Below are 15,792 nucleotides of genomic sequence, written 5' to 3'. Positions count from 1 at the left end.
GGTCGTCAGCCGACGGCCTCCGAATCACCGCTGATGTCATTGACCCACTGCTTGAGCTCGCGGGGGCGGAACGGCTTCGTGAGGAAGGCGTCGGCCCCCGCGCCGAGGCTGGCCTCTCGGTCCTTCTGACTCGATCGAGCACTGATCACCGCGATCGTCGCCGTGGTCTGCTGGCGGATCCGGGCGACCACATCGATGCCATTGACATCGGGGAGACCGAGATCGACGGTGATGAGCGAGCGCTCGGCGGCGGGGAGCTGCTCGATGCCCAACTCACCGGTGGCCACCGATTCGACCTCGAAGCCGCTCTGCTCCAGCACGACTTCCAGGAGCCGCCGGATATCGTCATCGTCCTCGATCACCAGTGCGTTCTTCGGGGCCATTCTCCACCTCTGCGAATGTAGTGCGGTCTGGCCTTCAGCTTAGTCTCCGTACGGGCCGCGCCGAGATTCGCCATCGTGAGCAGTTCCTCGCGCACCGCCTAGGGGGACGGCGAGGCGGTCGCGCGGATTTCCCTTTGGGAAGCCGCACCTGATTAACTGTGGAACGATCGTTAAGTTTCGAAGCCGCTGAGGGCATGCGCTTGCCGCAGCGGGGCATGGAGGCACATGTGAAGACATTCGAATACTCACCCGAGGTGCGCTGGTCGGACCAGGACATGCTCGGCCACGTCAACAATGCACGTCTCATCACCCTCGTCGAGGAGGGCCGCATCCGCTGGATGAATGAGATCCGCGCCGGCCACATCACCGGCGGCGGCCTGCTCGTGGCCCACCAGTCGATCGACTACATCGTGCCCGTGATGTACGGACCGCAGCTGACGATGAGCGTTTCGGTGAAGAAACTCGGCAACTCCTCATTCACCGTCAACACCCGCGGCGACCAGGACGGACGACAGGTCTTCGACCACGACTGCGTCCTCGTCCACATCGATCGCGAGACCTCGAAGCCGACCCCGCTGACGCCCGAGCTGCGCGCCGCTTTCGAACCGTACCTGCAGGGCTGAGGCGACCCAGACCACATCACCGCGATCTGAGACCTTCCGGAGTGGGCGTCCACTGGCTCGCCCGAAGTCGCCGGATACGGGTCCGTCGGCACATCGGCTCGGCCTTCAGCAGCGGACAGCGGTAAACTTGCCTGTGATCGACTCTGGTGCGGGCGGAAGCGCTCCGCCCCCAGGCCAGCGCGGCGACGGCCTCACCAGGCCGAAGCGCCAGAGCTCACAGGAAGGAACGATGGCAGCAGCACCCCCGTCGCCGGTCTCGGCACGCAGGCAGGCTCGCCATGTCACGGTCTTCCTCGACGTCGACGGCGTCCTCAACTCCTATCCGGTGCCCACCCTGCGCATCATGACCGAAGGCCGGAAGAAGCTGCACGCGTGGAACTACGAACTCCACTACCGCCCCGCCGTCATCGCGTTCTTCGACCGCATCGTCGAAACCCACGAGGTCGACGTCGTATGGCTGTCGACCTGGTCGCAGCGATGCAAGTCCGAACTCGAACCGAAATTCGGACTGCGCAACTCCTTCGAAGTCATCGAAATGCCCGATGAGACCCACAACCGCTACGCCGCCGACCCGCAGCTGTGGTGGAAAGCCAAAGCGATGGAGGAATGGCTGGCGGTGCACGAGCACGGTCGGGCGATCTGGATCGACGACGACCTGGCCTGGCCGGCCACGCGCGAATACTTTCAGAACCGCTACTCGGCGAACCGCCTCAAACTCATTGCCCCCGACTTCTCACACGGTCTGACGAAGGCGCACCTCAAGGAGATCAGAGGGTTCGCCTACCCGAAAGCCGGCGACCCGAAGACCGCGCGTCCGAAGGCCGCCGTTTCGAAGCTCACCGGTTCGAGAGCTTCCCAGACGAAAGAGGATGCATGACGCGCATCGGCCTGCTCGATTCCGGTCTCGGCCTCCTCGGCACCGCCGACGCACTCTTCCACCTCGCCCCCGACGCCGACCTGATCCTGTCCATGGACCCGGACTTCACTCCCTACGGCGGCCTCAGCCGCGAAACGCTCGAACAGCGCGTTCTGCACTCGGCCGGGGTGCTCGCCGAATGGGAACCCGATGCCATCGTCATCGCCTGCAACACCGCCTCGGTGCAGGCACTCGAGGCCGTCCGGGCCCGCTATGAGCCCGATATCCCCGTCATCGGCACCGTCCCGGCAGTGAAGATGGCCGCCGGGACGGGCCAGGACTTCGCGATCTGGGCGACACCGGCGACCACGGGCAGCGCCTACCAGCAGAACCTCATCGACTCGTTCGCCGACGATCTGCACGTGGCCAAGGTCGCCTGCCCGGGACTCGCCGAGGCGATCAACATCGGAGACCTCCCGACGATCGATCGTGCCATCGAGGACGCCTTCGCCCAGATGGGGCCAGGCATGGAAGCCGTGGTCCTCGGCTGCACCCATTACGGACTCGTCGCCGACCGAATCATGGCCGCCCGCGCAGGTGCCCTCACCCTCTTCGACTCCCCCATGCCCGTGGCAAAGCAGACCCTGCGCCGCATCGGCCTCGAACCCGCCGGCATCGGCGACGAACAGCCGGGCACGGGCCGCGTCTTGGCGACCTACGCATCGGGCCGCCGCGTGCGTCTACCCGAGTCCCTGACCGCCTATCCGGCCGGGAAGCGGCTGCTGGCACGAGAGTCACGCGAGAGTGACGCCGACCGCGGCTGAGGCGCCTCCACCTTCTCCTGCGAATGGGCCGGGATTATAACCGACCTGAACACCTTTGACCAAACGAGTGCTAGCATGGAGAGACAGTCAGTCGTCAAAGGAGGCGATTCGACATGTTGGCGCTCAGTATCCTCGCCGCACTTGTCGCACTCGGAGCCATCACGCTGGGAAACAGCCTGAGGATCGTCAAACAGTATGAGCGCGGGGTGATCTTCCGACTCGGCAGGGTGAATTCCGACCCCAAGGAACCGGGCATGACGGCGATCGTCCCCTTCGTCGACAAGATGGAGAAGGTCAACCTCCAGATCGTGACCATGCCGATCCCCGCCCAGGAGGGCATCACCCGCGACAATGTCACCGTCCGCGTCGACGCCGTCATCTACTTCAAGGTCGTCGACCCGCGCAAGGCCGTCGTCGACGTCGAGGACTATCAGCTCGCCGTCGGCCAGGTCGCCCAGACCTCCCTGCGCTCGATCATCGGCCAGAGCGAGCTCGACGACCTGCTCACCAACCGCGAACGCCTCAACCAGGGCCTGGCCATCATGATCGACAGCCCCGCTGTCGACTGGGGCATCCACATCGACCGCGTCGAGATCAAGGACGTGGCCCTGCCGGAGACGATGAAGCGTTCGATGTCCCGCCAGGCCGAAGCCGAACGCGAGCGCCGCTCCCGCGTCATCATCGCCGATGGTGAGCTGCAGGCGTCGAACAAGCTCGCCCAGGCCGCCGAGGCGATGGCCCACACCCCCTCGGCCCTGCAGCTGCGACTGCTCCAGACCATCGTCGAGGTGGCCGCCGAGCGGAACTCGACCCTGGTCCTGCCCTTCCCCGTCGAGCTGCTCCGCTTCCTCGAAGGCAACACCCCGTCCTCATCCGCGGCGGCACCTGCCGAGGAGTTCCCGCTCAGCGACGACGAGACGCCGGCCGACGCGGGCGGACAGGCGAAGGCATCGACGACGGCCGACCTCGACGCGATCGTCAAGGCGATGTCCGAATCGCTCAGGCTCACCGGCATCATGCCCGAGCAGGAGCGCACGACCTCTGACATGCCGGAGCAGGAGCGCACCACATCGGATGCAACCGAGCAGGAGGGCCACCTCGGTCACGCCTGAGCCCCGAGGCGACCCGAAGGAGCCTCACCTCGCTCAGCGTCCGTCCAAGCCGAACGACTAGGCTGGAGTCATGGACCTCAAGCGCACCAGCAGGACAGTCATCATCAATGGTGTCATCGCCTTCGTGATGGGTGTGCTGATGCTGGTCTGGCCCGGCGCCACCGCCGAGGTGGTCGTGCGCATCTTCGCCTGCTGGCTCGCCGTCATCGCCGTGTCCTCCCTCGTCTTCGCTCCGCGCGGAGGCCGCACCGGCAGTCTGGTTGCCCGCGCCGTCCTGCTCATCCTCCTCGGGGTGCTCATCTTCCTCACCCCGATGCTGTTCGCGTCCATGGTCATGGTGCTCACCGGCTTCGCGATCATCTTCTTCAGCTTCCTCGCCCTCACCGTGTCCTTCTTCATCCGTCGGGTCGGCGTCCGCTCCTGGTGGGTGCTCACGGTCATCGGCGCCCTCGGCATCATCCTCGGGGCCTTCTTCCTCTTCGCTCCTCAGGCCGGGGTCACCACCCTGATCTTCGCCCTGGCCGGGTTCATCATCCTCGTCGGCATCGCCCTCGTCGCCCTGGGCCTGCGCCTGCGCAAGGCCGACCACCGTATCAAGGCCGATCCGTACCGCAATCGTCCCGACGACGGCGGCGGCGATGTCATCAGCGGCGAGATCATCGAATAGGCCGCAGTCGGCCGCCTCGGCGAGCTCTTCCTTCACCTGCACCAGCCGATAGCCCGCGTTTCTGCGGTCAGCTGCTCACGCCTGAGCGGCCGTCCGCTCAGGCGTGGGTGGTCGCAGTCACGCTCGAGCACGCCATCCGTGCGTCCGTGTCCAGTGTCACAGTCGATGTTCCCTGCCGCGTTCACCTTCGCGCCCCATCCTTTCGAACCCGCTCGCATAGCATCTGACCTGGAAATTCACGTGAACGCAGAGCGAACTGCATCGACTGTGCATCGAGAGTTCCCGCCGCCCGGGATCGGAGTTCACCGTCCGTTCACCTTCCCCGTAACCCTGCGGTCATCCAGCCTGCGAATCATGGAGTCAGATCCAGCCTGTACGAATGATCTTCGCTAGGAGTTTTGAATGACCCAGGTTCTGGCCCCGGAGCGCCACACTCCGACGCCTGCCGTCGGCCGCAGCAATGACCGCCTCTGGCACCTGGTCTTCGGTGCCCTCCTCGCGGTCACCCTCATCGCTTTCACGCTGTGGTCATTCGACTTCGTGGGCCGGGACGCACCTCGAATGGTGCTCATCACGACGGTCATCTTCGGCGCGTTCATGGCGTTCAACATCGGCGGCAACGACGTGGCGAACGCATTCGGCACATCGGTCGGCGCCGGCACCCTGACGATGAAGCAGGCACTTCTCGTGGCCGCCGTGTTTGAAGTCAGCGGCGCCCTGCTGGCCGGCGGCGACGTCACCGACACGGTCAAGAGCGGGATCGTCGACCTCGGGGCCGTCGCACTCGACCCGATGGACTTCGCGTTCATCATGATGGCCGCCCTCCTCGGCGCTTCCGTATGGCTGCTCCTGGCGACCCGCATGGGCTGGCCCGTGTCGACGACGCACGCGATCATCGGCGGCATCATCGGCGCCTCCCTGACCATCGGCTTCGTCACGGGCACCGGCAGCCTGTCCATGGTGCAGTGGTCGGAGGTCGGCCAGATCGCGATCTCCTGGGTGCTCTCACCGGTGCTCGGCGGGCTCGCCGCATTTCTCATCTACGGGCTGATCAAGAAGTACGTCCTCGGAAACACGCTCTCGCACACCCTGAAACCGCACATGCTGGCGCCCGTCGCCGCCGCGGAGGGCACCGTCGACGCACAGATCGACGAGGCGACCACCACCGAGGCGGAGGCAGGAACCATCGGCACGCACGCGTCGCTGCAGCGCTGGGTTCCCCTCGTCGCCGCCGCAGGCGCGGTCATCATCACCGCGATGCTGCTGTTCAAGGGGCTGAAGAACCTCGACATGAGCGTGAGCACCTTCGGCGGCATCCTCGTGATGGCGATGATCGGCATCGCCGTGTGGCTGGCCGTCTTCGTCTTCGCCAAGACCCTGCGCAAGCAGACGGTCCCCCGCGCGACCTACATCCTCTTCTCCTGGATGCAGGTGTTCACCGCCTCCGCCTTCGCCTTCAGCCACGGCTCCAACGACATCGCGAACGCCGTCGGCCCCTTCGCCGCCGTCCTCGACGTGCTGCGCACCGACAGCATCCACGCCGAGACGACCGTGCCCTTCGCTGCGATGCTCACCTGCGGCATCGCCCTGATCGCGGGCCTGTGGTTCATCGGCCGCAAGGTCATCGCCACAGTCGGAACGAACCTCACCGAGATCCACCCGGCCTCGGGCTTCGCCGCCGAACTCGCCGCGGCCGGAATCGTCATGGCCGCCTCGGTCAGCGGACTGCCCGTGTCCTCGACCCACATCCTCATCGGCGCGATCATCGGCGTCGGACTGGTCAACCGCTCGGCGAACTGGAAGCTGATGAAGCCGATCGCTCTGGCCTGGGTCATCACGCTGCCGGCAGCGGCGACCATCGGGGCCGTCGGCGTCCTGACGCTGCGCACCGTCCTCGGCTGACAAGGGCCGGTGCTTTGGCGGGCCGCCCGCGAAAATCTCGGAATCGCGTTAAATTCTGCAGTCCTGGACCTGCACCATATGCACCAAAACGCGCGGCTCTATTGCGAAGACAACCAGTAACCGGTTGTTTGACCTAAGCGATGCTCCCTCACCTCTTAGCAAGATCACCGATACTCGTCTGCAATCCAGTACAGCGATCGGCCGTCATAGCACCATGCATCGGCTGCAGAAAACGTCGGAACCGGTGCTCCTGCTCGACGAAAGATCTCGTTTCGTAGTTTGGTTGGTGACCACTGCACGTCGTCCTCTTCGAATGCCTCCCAAATCAGCGGTCGTGAAGGGTGAGACGTCCATCGCACGCGGTCACGATTCGGCTCCTCGGCTAGCCATGAATTAACAATCGCGGCCGTTTCTGCGACCACTCTCGACTCCAGCTCCAAGGTCATCATTCCGCCTTCTGGAATCAGCCCGAATTCAGTAATGACACTTACCGACCTTGCGCCACGCTTATTCTCAGCTACGGCACGGCTCGCATTTTCAACCTTCATTGATGCGGGACGAAGGAGACGATCTGAGAGGTCGTCAACGGGAAACAGGCGTTGAAAATTCACATTCGTCGAACCGTCATCCCCTATGAAAATGTGATATTCATGGCACTCGACGACGAGGTTCGGGGCAACGGTGGCGAGCCATTGCACTGTGGTGATGACCTGACCGGGGAAGTCCTCAGCGACAAGCACTAACCGAGGAGCGGCTAGGAGCTCGTCAGTCCAATCACCGTCTACATGGTTTGCCAGTTGTTCCAACGCTGATTCAGTAGAAACATCTTCGCCACCTTGCCGACGAAGCCACGTCGCGTGAGCCTCCGCCAACTGATTCCTCGTGAAAGTCGCGCTCAGGGCTCCATAAGTCAAAGCTTGTAGATGCACATTTCGATCACTACCGCGCTTGAGTTCAATAACAACAAGCTCACCGGTATCGGCGAGGGCCAGCAGATCTGGTCTATCCCGAGTCGTTCCTTCCTGTGACTCCCATCCGGAGAACTGGTTGGCTATGATCTTTATACCTGGATCTATGACTGACGGATGCTGAATTATCCAACTTTCGAGATGTACTGGTTCAGTAAACTGCTGATCGCTCATTCGCGATTGCATTAGCATCCGCGCATTCGTGCCATCGACTTGCAAAATCTTGCTCACGCTGCCGTCCCTTTCGCTAATCTAAACGTCTGCTCAGCGGCAAGATGAGCCGCAAAGCCAGCCTAATTTGGGCCTATGCCAGATAGATGCCCGAGCTGACATCAGCCATTCGGAATTGTGGATTGTATTGTCTGTGGATTAGCTCATCATCGCCACCATCAGGTCTGACGACACCCACGTTGCATCAAAGATTACTTCACATCTTCAATGACGTGACGAGCTTGCTCACCGTCATAAGCGCGGCATCCTTGGGCATGATGACGAGCAGGCACCAGCACACGTCTTACAACCAGAGCCCGTCCAATTTTGCGGTTCGAATTCAGCTCGTGTTCACAGCCTCATGAGGAAGTACAACTAGGTCCATGCTCTTCTCGCCGTACTCTGGTGGTCGCATCGGCCCTGTGCTAGCTTGGTGCCCATGGGAACATTGAACAGCAGCGCAATGACTGCGCCTTGCTTCTGCATTCGTCCTCGCCGCGCCTGACGGCGCGCTCGACGGAGTCTCCGTGATCGGCTGACCGGCTTCGGTCGCCTCCATCTCTTTCTGCAAGCGCGTTGTCCTCCCGGATCGTCATCGGCATCCGGGCGATGCGACAATCGGCTGACTCCTCAACGATCATTCCCTGATCGATCGGATTCACCCTCATTGCGCTGCCTCGGGTGCCTCCATCTCCAACCGTGGAGCACCTTCCAATGCGACCCCATCCCTCATCCCGTTCGGTGCACGGCGGCCGACACGAACTCGGCCAGAACTTCCTTCGCTCTTCCACCACCATCGCCACGATAGCGAGCCTGACCCGCGCCACCTCCGGTCCCATCATGGAGATCGGCCCCGGAGGCGGAGCAGTGACGAACGAGCTCTATCGGCTCGGACGCCCGCTCACTCTCGTGGAACTCGACGAAACGAGGCTTGATCACCTTGAAGACACATTTCCTCGGGCCGAGGTCCGGCACGCCGACATCCTGACCACCCGGTTCGACCGGCCGGTCATCGTCGGCAATCTGCCGTTCCATCTCACCACTCCCATCCTCCGCAAGCTGCTGCGTTCCAGACGCTGGCAGCGGGCGATCCTGCTCACCCAATGGGAAGTGGCCCGCAAACGCGCCGGAGTCGGCGGTTCGACCATGATGACCGCTCAATGGGCTCCCTGGTTCGACTTCCGTCTCGTCGAACGTGTCCCCGCCGATGCGTTCACACCGAAGCCCAGCGTCGATGGTGGCATCCTCTCCATCGATCGCTGTTCCACCAGCTCGATCCCCTACAGGGACCGATCCGACTATCACCGATTCGTCCACGCGGTATTCACCGGCCGAGGGCGGGGAATGAAAGGAATCCTCTCGAGGATGAGCATCACTGGTCAGCGCACACTGCAAGCGACCTTGGACCGCAACGACATCAGAGGAGATGCCTTGCCAAGAGACCTCACACCCGACCAATGGGCCGGCCTGTACACCGAATTGGCCGGCGATCCAGCTCCGCAGAACGCGAGGGCGCGGCAGCACTCGCGCACTCAGCCGAAGTCGGCAACAGCCACACGCAAACAGAGGAATTCGACGAAAGGACACACCATGCGAAACGACGGCAATGCCAAGCGCAAAGAGAAAGACCAGAAGAAGAGCCGCGGCACGGTGCTCGGAACCGATCCGGCAGTCACCGGCGATGCTCCGGCAGTCACCGGAGCGGACGCGGCTGCGGAGAGACCGGTGATCACCGGCGAACTGCCGATCGTCGGTGCCGAACAGGCCACCGAGAAGCTCCAGGCCTCTGTTCCGGGCGCCTCGGCGAAGGCGAGGAGCCATGACAAAGGGCACCTGCAGGGCGAGCGCGGTTTCATGAACCAGCACAAGAAGCCGCAGCAGCCGCAGCCGAGGTGGAATTTGCCGCGGAGGTAGACGTCGACCGGGAACGCCCAGCGACCTCACAGTCACGAGGTCGCCGGGCAATCCCACTGTCCGACGTCCGTGTCATCCCTTCCCCCTACACTGAGAACACGTTCATGAGTCGTGGCCATCGGTACCTGGCCGGCCACGCGGCAACCCGTCATCGACCGGGTGCCCCAGGGGAAGAACGGGTCCGGGCAGCCAGTCCGGGCAAGCTTCGATCCGGATCCGCGCTGCAGAAGCGCGTCCGGGAAGGACGGTCCACCATGTCCGCAGACTTCCACGACGACCATCTCCCCTCTGACCGACACCACAGCCCCGAGGATCGGTGGCCGGGGTTTGAGGCCGACGAGGCCCTGTACTGGGCTCGCGTGCTGCTGCGTCACTCCCCCGATCCGCAGCGTGCGGGCATCAAGGCGCAGATGCACACGGCCATCGAACGCGGCGTGCCCGTCACCGGCCCCGAGTGGGTGCGCACAGCCGAGACTGCCCGCGGCGACGGGTTCACTCCAGTGCTCTATCAGACCCTGTTCGAGACGCTGCAGACGATCCCTCCCGCTTCGTTCCGTTCCCACCCGGGGCACCGGAAGGCAGTCTTCAAGACCTATGTGCCCGGCACGCCATATGAGTCCGAACTCTGGCGCGATTGGCCGCGTCTGTTCCTGACAGAAGGATTCGACGCGCGCACGGCCACGAGCCTGGCGCTGCTGCGCGCCGAACCGCGGTTCCCGCGGACGCAGAAGAGAGGAGACGCCGAAGCGTGAGTCAGGCCTCGCTCGAGGCGGAGTCACGCAGATAGACGGCAGCGGCAAGCGCGGTCTCGATCATCTCCTGACCTCCGCCGATGGCGACGGTGACGTGCTCATCGGAGCAGTCGATGACCTCGAGTGCGGCCTCGGGAAGCACCCCCGCCTCGGCGAGCTTGCCCAAGACCTGCGGATCCGCGTCCGAGACTCGCAGCACCTCGTAGTGTCCGGCAGCCGCCTCGGCCAGCAGGGTGGGCGTGTGGGAGTCCACACGCCCGTCCGGGCCGGGGATCGGGTCACCGTGCGGGTCCGACGTGGGATGACCGAGGAACGCGTCGATGCGATCGATGAGCCTGTCGGAGGCGGCATGTTCGAGGATCTCGGCCTCGTCGTGGACCTCTTCCCAGCCGTAGCCGAGCGACTCGACGAGGAACGTCTCGATCAGCCGGTGCCGTCGCACCATCGACAGGGCGATGGCCTTGCCGTGGGCGGTGAGGACCGGCGGACGATAGGGCACCCGGGTGATGAGCTCGAGTTCGTCGAGGCGTTTGAGCACCTCGGTGACATTGGCCTTCGTCGTCCCGAATCGGTTCGCGAGCTCGGTCGCGGTCATCGGATCCCCACCCCATTCCTGGGCCGACCAGATGGCCTTGAGGTAATCCTGGCTGACCTCGGACACTTCACCTGCACGCATGCCTTCAGTATCCCATGGGCGATCGGGAACACATGTTGCGAAACCATTACCTGCACACCGCCCGCCGCCGAGGCGGGACTGCCAGAATCACAGTTATGACTCCCCATTCCGACCCCGCTCACCACGTGCCCCCATCCGCCGGCCCTGCCACCGGGCGTGCGGCTGCGGGCCCGGACGGCTCGCGCACAGGACTCTTCCGCGCCCTTGCCAGGACGCCGCTTTTCGCGATGAGACGCCGGGCGTCCCCTCGCTCAGCACCGACGCAGCGGTCGACGACTGCCCGAACTTCATCCCCGACCGCTCTGTTCCGCCCCGGGGAGGTCGAGTACGCACACCTGCAGAGCCTGCCGCCCTTCGTCTCCGATCACCTCATCCTCACCGACCTGCGGATCCTGCGGGTGCGCACCGATGACAGCGGTGCCATCACCCAGCTCTCCCAGGCAGCCTCCCGGCAGATCAGCACGGCGCGCTCGGAGCACTTCCGCGACCGCGCGACAGTGACGGTCGAACTGCACCTCGGATCGTCGCTGCGCCTCGAAGAGACCGCACCCGCCGAGGCGCACCGATTCGTCGTGACGGTCAACGGGGTGACCGGCCGACACCGCAGCTGAGCGATTCCGCCGTTTTACAGCACTCACCCGGCCCCTGATGCCGCTGCCCATCAAGCCACCCTGACACGCTCCCGGTTTCCTGAGTACAGGGGGTGATGTCTCCGTGAGATTCCTCCACCCATAGAATGGACCGGGCCCTTTTCGGGCCCTGTCCACTTTTTGCCTACCGGAGGTTGATGCGTGCAGGATCCGAACGAAGAGACGTTGAAACGCCCGGTCGTCGAACGAGAACGCTTCGGCGGCACCGACCCAGCCACCAGAGTCAGCCGAGACACCGACCCCGGCAAGCGCGCGCCGATCGACAGTTCGGAGATGAGCAAGGGGCCGGCCGAGCTCTCCGACGAACGTGGTTCGCGAGTCAACTGGCGAGTGTTCATCATCGCTTCGCTCATCATCCTCGCCTTCTCCGTGTGGGCCATGGTGATGCCGAGCTCCGCACAGTCGACGATGAAGATGGCCGTCGACTGGATCGCCGAGAACCTCGGCTGGTTCTACGTCGTCACGGTCACCGTCGTCATCGGCTTCGTCCTCTGGGTCGCCCTGTCGAAGGAGGGCTCGGTCCGCCTCGGTCCCGACCATTCCCGCCCCCAGTACAACCTCTTCACCTGGGTCGCGATGCTCTTCGCCGCCGGGGTGGGCATCGACATGCTCTTCTACTCGGTGACCGGACCGATCACCCAGTACCTCCAACCGGTCAACGCCGATCCGGAATCCGCGGCCGCCGCTCAGGACGCCGTGGTGTGGACGATGTTCCACTACGGCATCGCCGGCTGGTCGATGTACTCGCTGCTGGGCATGGCCATGGGCTACTTCGCCTACCGCTGGGGCATGCCGCTGTCGATCCGCGCGGTCCTCTACCCGCTGCTGGGCAAGCGCGTGCGCGGAGTCACCGGCGATGTCATCGACATCTTCGCCCTCGTCGGCACCGTGTTCGGGGTGGCCACCTCGATGGGCATCGGCGTCGTCCTCCTCAACGTCGGCTTCTCGATGCTCTTCGGACTCCCCGAAGGCCTCGCGCTGCAGATCGCACTCGTCCTCGTCGCCGTCGTCATGACGGTGGCCGCCTGCACCTCGGGCGTGGACAAGGGCATCCGGCTCGTCTCCGAGCTCAACCTGTGGTCGTGCGCGGCGATGATGCTCTACATCCTCGTCACCGGCAAGACCGCGTTCCTGCTCAACGCCATGGTCGAGAACATCGGCCGCTTCGTCTTCACCCTGCCCGAACGCACCCTGTCGACCTTCGCCTATGTCAGCGATGGCTCCGAATGGATGGGCGCGTGGACGCTCTTCTTCTGGGCGTTCTGGCTGGCCTGGGGCCCCTTCGTCGGGCTCTTCCTCGCCCGCATCTCCCGCGGCCGGACGCTGCGTGAGTTCGTCATCGCCGCGATCACCGCTCCCGTCCTCTGCGACTTCATCATCGTCTCGATCTTCGGCAACTCGGCGCTGTCCGAGGTCTTCAGCGGCAACAATGCGTTCGCGCAGCTCGCCATCGACTCCCCCGAGGAGGGCTGGTACTCGCTGCTCGAGATGTTCCCGGGCGCAACCTTCCTCATCGGCCTGGCCACGCTCTCCGGGCTGCTGTTCTACCTCACGTCCGCGAACTCCGGTGCCATGGTCATGTCGAACTTCTCCTCGACGATCCCGAACCCGGAGGAGGACGGCGCGAAGTGGCTGCGCATCTTCTGGGCGCTCGTCACCGCCGTGCTCACGATCGCCATGCTCGTCGCCGGCGGGGTGACGACGATGGAATACGCCACGCTCATCTTCGCTCTGCCGGTGACGGTCATCGCCTACCTCGTCATGGCCTCGTTCTCGAAGGTGCTGCGAATGGAGCGCGCCGAACGCGAGGGACGCATCCGCAGACGCCGCACCGTCGCCGCCCACGGCGGTCGCGCACCGGAGAAGACCTGGCGCCAGCGTCTGGCGACGCTGCGCTCCTATCCGTCGCAGAAGTCCGTCGCCCGGTTCGTCGCCGAGGTGGTCGGACCCTCACTGACGGCCGTGGCCGCAGAGTTCCGCGAACTCGGCTACACCGTCGAACACCTCCAGACACTCGACGAGGACACCGGAATCACGACGCACACGCTCAACGTCGACATGGGCGAGCAGCGCGACTTCCACTACGAGACCGCAGCCGTCGAGGCGAATGTGCCGTCCTTCGGCGCCCGGAATGCACCGCGCGGCGACGATGTCTACTACCGGATCGAGGTGTTCACCCAGACCGGTTCCGAGGGCTATGACCTCATGGGCCTGAGCTCCCAGCAGATCATCGACGACGTCCTCGACCGCTACGAGAACCACCTGTCGTTCCTCGCGTACTCGCACGAGCACTCCTACCAATCGGTCGTCACCCCGCCGGCACCGCCGGCCACGGACTCGATCCCGGCGGTCCCCACCTCGGCGGATGAGGTCGAAGAGATCGAACCGGAGCCCGAACCGGCACACGAGTGAGCGGCATCGTGCACGCACACCGAACCCATTCGGCGCCCTGACCGGGACCGAAACGAGGCTGCCCCCGATCTCGGGGGCAGCCTCGGCGCATTCATCACGGGTATTGCGCGATGCCGAGCTGGGCACCATAGTCGAGACAGGGACGCCGAGAACGCCGCACGAACCTGGAGGTGATCGCCGTGGACATGACCGCGGTGCTGTCCTTGCTGAGTGCCGAGGACTACACGATCTCTCGCGAGATCATCCAACGCGGCTTCGGCGTCCTGTTCCTCATCGCCTTCCTCTCCGCGTTCACCCAGTTCCCGGCCCTCCTCGGCGAGCGCGGGCTGACCCCGGCCCCGCGCTTCATCGCGCTGACCACTGCCGAGCAGGCGCCGACGATCTTCCGCTGGAAGCGCTTTCCGTATTCGGACGGCCGCCTCCGGCTCGTCAGCGTGATCGGAATGGTCCTGGCCGCCTCGGCGATCATCGGCCTGCCCCAAGCCGGTCCCGCCTGGGTGCCGATCCCGGTGTTCCTGGCGATGTGGGCCCTGTACTTCTCGATCACGTCGATCGGGCAGCGCTTCTACGGCTTCGGCTGGGAATCGCTGCTGCTCGAGGCCGGGTTCCTCGTCGGCTTCCTCGGCTCCCATGAGGTGGTTCCCACCCTGCCGATGATCCTGCTGCTGCGCTGGTTCGTCGTCCGCGTGGAGTTCGGCGCTGGCATGATCAAGATGCGCGGCGACAGCTCCTGGCGCGACCTCACCGCGATGGACTATCACCATCAGACGCAGCCGATGCCGAATCCGCTCAGCCGGCTCGCCCACCTCACGCCCGCCTGGTGGCATCGCGGTGAGACGCTGGGCAGCCATGTGGTGCAGCTGATCGCACCGTGGCTGCTGTTCCTGCCCCAGCCCATCGCCTCGTTCGCGGCCGCGGCGATCATCATCACCCAATTCGCGCTCGTCATCACCGGCAACTACGCGTGGCTGAACTGGGCGACGATCCTGATCGCCTGCTCCGGCATCAGCGATTCGTTCTTCCGCTGGATCGTCGGCGGCCCCTTCCCCGGCTGGGGTTGGGATTCCGTCGTCGATAAGGTGACCGGATCCGCCGGCGCCGAGGCGATCGGCCCGTCCGCAGGCACCGGTCCTTCCCCGGTGTGGTGGATGGTCCTCGTGCTCGTCTTCGTCGCCTGGCAGTGCTGGCTCAATGTGCCGGCTGTGCGCAATCTCTTCTCCCCCGGTCAGCTGATGAACGCGAGCTTCAACCGGCTCGGCCTCGGCAATGCCTACGGTGCGTTCGGGTCGATGACCGAGACCCGGAACGAGATCATCATCGAGGGCTGGATCGATCCGGGCGAGGACAGCGGGGAGGTCGGTGACGGCCACGACACCGACGAGGATCTGCCTGCGGACGAGGGGTGGCGGGAGTATCGGTTCAAGGGCAAACCCGGCGATGTCGAGCGGATCAGCCCCCTCGTCGCGCCCTACCACCTCCGGCTCGATTGGCTCATGTGGTTCGCCGCCCTCGGCGACTATCGGCAGTCGTGGTTCTCCGAACTTCTGCGCCATATCGGCTCCGGCGATCAGCAGATCCGCCGCCTCATGGGTCCCGACCCCTTCGACGGCGAGGCACCCGAGCTCATCCGTGTCCGGGTCTTCACCTACCGCTACGCCACTCGTGCCGAGCGCCGAGCCGCGGCAGCCGCCGGGCGGCCTCGCCCGTGGTGGGTGCGCTCGAACCCGCGCGTCCTGGTCAGGCCGATCGACCTGCGCGAGAACTGAGGCTTCGGCGGCGGCCGATCCGCCCCGACCTGCTCGACCCGGGCACCTCTCCGACCGAGGGCCGCCTCGGCGAGGCT

13 protein-coding genes, 1 pseudogene and 1 riboswitch are annotated in these 15,792 nt (G+C 64.8%); of the genes and pseudogenes, 11 read left to right on the top strand and 3 right to left on the bottom strand.

Annotation, left to right across the window (positions count from 1 at the left end):
• Positions 1 to 5: 5 nt before the first annotated feature.
• Entirely contained in the window at positions 6 to 383 is a 378-nt protein-coding gene (locus IIE29_RS14390; RefSeq protein WP_209325991.1) for a response regulator transcription factor, read from the bottom strand.
• Between the two features lie 227 nt (positions 384 to 610).
• Here IIE29_RS14390 and IIE29_RS14385 point away from each other — a divergent pair, with 227 nt between their 5' ends.
• From IIE29_RS14385 to IIE29_RS14360, 6 genes are all read left to right on the top strand, one after another.
• Positions 611 to 1,006, top strand: coding sequence for an acyl-CoA thioesterase (locus tag IIE29_RS14385; RefSeq protein WP_209325990.1), 396 nt, complete (start codon positions 611 to 613; stop codon positions 1,004 to 1,006).
• Positions 1,007 to 1,235: 229 nt separating this feature from the next.
• A complete protein-coding gene (locus IIE29_RS14380) occupies positions 1,236 to 1,883 on the top strand; it encodes an HAD domain-containing protein (RefSeq protein WP_209325989.1) in 648 nt (215 codons plus the stop codon).
• Positions 1,880 to 2,686 carry a glutamate racemase gene (locus IIE29_RS14375; RefSeq protein WP_209325988.1) on the top strand — a complete coding sequence of 269 codons (807 nt, stop codon included), beginning with the start codon at positions 1,880 to 1,882 and terminating at the stop codon, positions 2,684 to 2,686. Before IIE29_RS14380 ends, IIE29_RS14375 begins: the two co-directional genes overlap by 4 nt.
• Positions 2,687 to 2,799: 113 nt before the next feature.
• The gene (locus IIE29_RS14370; RefSeq protein WP_209325987.1) at positions 2,800 to 3,798 is read left to right on the top strand and encodes a slipin family protein; all 999 of its coding nucleotides are present in this window, start codon (positions 2,800 to 2,802) and stop codon (positions 3,796 to 3,798) included.
• Positions 3,799 to 3,868: 70 nt separating this feature from the next.
• Complete coding sequence (locus tag IIE29_RS14365; protein WP_209325986.1) at positions 3,869 to 4,465, top strand: HdeD family acid-resistance protein; 597 nt, start codon at positions 3,869 to 3,871, stop codon at positions 4,463 to 4,465.
• Positions 4,466 to 4,867: 402 nt separating this feature from the next.
• A complete protein-coding gene (locus tag IIE29_RS14360; RefSeq protein ID WP_209325985.1) occupies positions 4,868 to 6,367 on the top strand; it encodes an inorganic phosphate transporter in 1,500 nt (499 codons plus the stop codon).
• 164 nt (positions 6,368 to 6,531) lie between these two features.
• On the opposite strand, the gene IIE29_RS14355 is transcribed toward IIE29_RS14360, so the two are convergent.
• Positions 6,532 to 7,566 (bottom strand): PDDEXK family nuclease, encoded by a 1,035-nt coding sequence (locus IIE29_RS14355; RefSeq protein ID WP_209325984.1) that lies wholly within the window; start codon positions 7,564 to 7,566, stop codon positions 6,532 to 6,534.
• Positions 7,567 to 8,259: 693 nt separating this feature from the next.
• Here IIE29_RS14355 and erm point away from each other — a divergent pair.
• Both erm and IIE29_RS14345 read left to right on the top strand, forming a co-directional pair.
• Positions 8,260 to 9,018: pseudogene (gene erm, locus IIE29_RS17250) on the top strand (23S ribosomal RNA methyltransferase Erm); the annotation flags it as partial.
• A gap of 541 nt (positions 9,019 to 9,559) precedes the next feature.
• Positions 9,560 to 9,670: riboswitch (SAM riboswitch) on the top strand.
• A gap of 43 nt (positions 9,671 to 9,713) precedes the next feature.
• On the top strand, positions 9,714 to 10,211 hold the full coding sequence (locus IIE29_RS14345; protein WP_209325982.1) for a hypothetical protein: 498 nt from the start codon (positions 9,714 to 9,716) through the stop codon (positions 10,209 to 10,211).
• A 1-nt stretch (position 10,212) separates the two neighbouring features.
• Here IIE29_RS14345 and IIE29_RS14340 read toward each other — a convergent pair whose 3' ends face one another.
• Positions 10,213 to 10,887, bottom strand: coding sequence for a metal-dependent transcriptional regulator (locus IIE29_RS14340; RefSeq protein ID WP_209325981.1), 675 nt, complete (start codon positions 10,885 to 10,887; stop codon positions 10,213 to 10,215).
• Positions 10,888 to 10,982: 95 nt separating this feature from the next.
• On the opposite strand from IIE29_RS14340, the gene IIE29_RS14335 reads away from it, so the two are divergent.
• The 3 genes from IIE29_RS14335 (at position 10,983) to IIE29_RS14325 (ending at position 15,715) form a co-directional block, all read left to right on the top strand.
• Positions 10,983 to 11,498: a hypothetical protein gene (locus IIE29_RS14335; RefSeq protein WP_209325980.1), complete on the top strand. Its 516-nt coding sequence runs from the start codon at positions 10,983 to 10,985 to the stop codon at positions 11,496 to 11,498.
• 180 nt (positions 11,499 to 11,678) lie between these two features.
• Positions 11,679 to 13,949, top strand: coding sequence for a choline BCCT transporter BetT (betT, locus tag IIE29_RS14330; protein WP_209325979.1), 2,271 nt, complete (start codon positions 11,679 to 11,681; stop codon positions 13,947 to 13,949).
• A gap of 185 nt (positions 13,950 to 14,134) precedes the next feature.
• Complete coding sequence (locus IIE29_RS14325; RefSeq protein WP_209326027.1) at positions 14,135 to 15,715, top strand: lipase maturation factor family protein; 1,581 nt, start codon at positions 14,135 to 14,137, stop codon at positions 15,713 to 15,715.
• Positions 15,716 to 15,792 lie beyond the last annotated feature (77 nt).

Origin of the sequence: Brevibacterium renqingii, from assembly GCF_017808095.1 — a bacterium.
Classification (GTDB): Bacteria; Actinomycetota; Actinomycetes; order Actinomycetales; family Brevibacteriaceae; genus Brevibacterium; species Brevibacterium renqingii.
The sequence above is the reverse complement of the archived record's forward strand: the minus strand, read 5'-3'. Positions and strand labels throughout refer to the sequence as shown.

Bases quoted from the DNA above. Each gene is read 5' to 3' on its own strand.
- IIE29_RS14390 (WP_209325991.1), bottom strand. From the start codon at position 383: ATGGCCCCGAAGAACGCACTGGTGATCGAGGACGATGACGATATCCGG.
- IIE29_RS14380 (WP_209325989.1), top strand. From the start codon at position 1,236: ATGGCAGCAGCACCCCCGTCGCCGGTCTCGGCACGCAGGCAGGCTCGC.
- IIE29_RS14375 (WP_209325988.1), top strand. From the start codon at position 1,880: ATGACGCGCATCGGCCTGCTCGATTCCGGTCTCGGCCTCCTCGGCACC.
- IIE29_RS14370 (WP_209325987.1), top strand. From the start codon at position 2,800: ATGTTGGCGCTCAGTATCCTCGCCGCACTTGTCGCACTCGGAGCCATC.
- IIE29_RS14365 (WP_209325986.1), top strand. From the start codon at position 3,869: ATGGACCTCAAGCGCACCAGCAGGACAGTCATCATCAATGGTGTCATC.
- IIE29_RS14360 (WP_209325985.1), top strand. From the start codon at position 4,868: ATGACCCAGGTTCTGGCCCCGGAGCGCCACACTCCGACGCCTGCCGTC.
- IIE29_RS14345 (WP_209325982.1), top strand. From the start codon at position 9,714: ATGTCCGCAGACTTCCACGACGACCATCTCCCCTCTGACCGACACCAC.
- IIE29_RS14340 (WP_209325981.1), bottom strand. From the start codon at position 10,887: ATGCGTGCAGGTGAAGTGTCCGAGGTCAGCCAGGATTACCTCAAGGCC.
- IIE29_RS14335 (WP_209325980.1), top strand. From the start codon at position 10,983: ATGACTCCCCATTCCGACCCCGCTCACCACGTGCCCCCATCCGCCGGC.
- IIE29_RS14325 (WP_209326027.1), top strand. From the start codon at position 14,135: ATGACCGCGGTGCTGTCCTTGCTGAGTGCCGAGGACTACACGATCTCT.